General features: G+C 68.2%; 2 protein-coding genes. One reads left to right on the top strand and one right to left on the bottom strand.

What is annotated here, in order from left to right; genetic code table 11:
* Positions 1–295: transcription antitermination factor NusB (locus HUK82_RS16860; protein WP_305144421.1), on the bottom strand; the 295-nt coding region annotated here is incomplete at its 3' end.
* 292 nt (positions 296–587) lie between these two features.
* Here HUK82_RS16860 and HUK82_RS16865 point away from each other — a divergent pair.
* Positions 588–970, top strand: a 383-nt coding sequence (locus HUK82_RS16865; RefSeq protein WP_176614999.1) for an alanine racemase, incomplete at its 3' end; no start/stop codon positions are given.

Raw genomic sequence — 970 nt, forward strand, 5'->3', positions numbered from 1 at the left:
ACAGAAGCTGCGCCACGCCCAGCATCAGCGCCACGCGCACGGGTTCGGGCGGCTCCTTGCGCAGGAACGGCGCCAGAATCTCGTGCAGGGTGCCCAGATGGCGCAGCACCGTCGCCGCCAGCCGGTGAGCGGCCGCCCGGTCGCGCGCGTCGATCCCGCCATCGGCGCGATCGAGCGACGTCTCGAGCATCCGGCGATGTTCGACGACCCCACACACGATGTCGAACGCCACGTCACGGGTGGGATCGGCCTTGGGGCGGCGCGCGGTGTTGGCTCTGGCGGGGCGGGGTGTCATGAATCCTGGTCGTCCGGGTACTGGTCGGAAGCATCGCGTCAGCGGCGGTGCCAGTGGGTCGGGGATGCACTTCGCATGCTCGTTCGCCGCGCGCCACCCCAAAGCACGGGCGCACCCATGCGAAAGCATATCGCGATCGCGCGCATCGACCACCGCAAAAGCCGAAAGACTTCCAAGTTTCAGAGACTTGCACGGAAATACACGCCAGGGTCACAGACCGGTTCGAACACCTCCGCTGTTCTGGGGGGTTGCGCGCGGCAATCCGACAGGCCATCGCTATGCCATGCCGATCATGAACGATACGTCACATAGGCACGACCCGGCCCCCGACAGCGCGTGTGCGGACGTCGCCCCGCGTCTGGCGACCATCCGCGCCCGCATCGACGCTGCTGCCAGCGCCGCGGGCCGGGCGGCAGGATCGGTCGAACTGGTCGCCGTCTCGAAATTCCACCCGCTCGGCGCGGTCGAGGCCGCTCTGCAGGCCGGGCAACGCCTGTTCGGTGAGAACCGGGTGCAGGAAGCCCGATCGAAATTCACCCCGGCCCTGCGTGAAGCATGGCCCCAGGCCCGGCTGCACATCATCGGCGCACTGCAGACGAACAAGGCTCTGGACGCCGTGCGGATCGCCGACATGATCGAAAGTCTGGATCGCCCCGCGCTGGCCGACGCCGTGGC

The organism is Ameyamaea chiangmaiensis (assembly GCF_013376175.1).
Lineage (GTDB): Bacteria > Pseudomonadota > Alphaproteobacteria > Acetobacterales > Acetobacteraceae > Ameyamaea > Ameyamaea chiangmaiensis.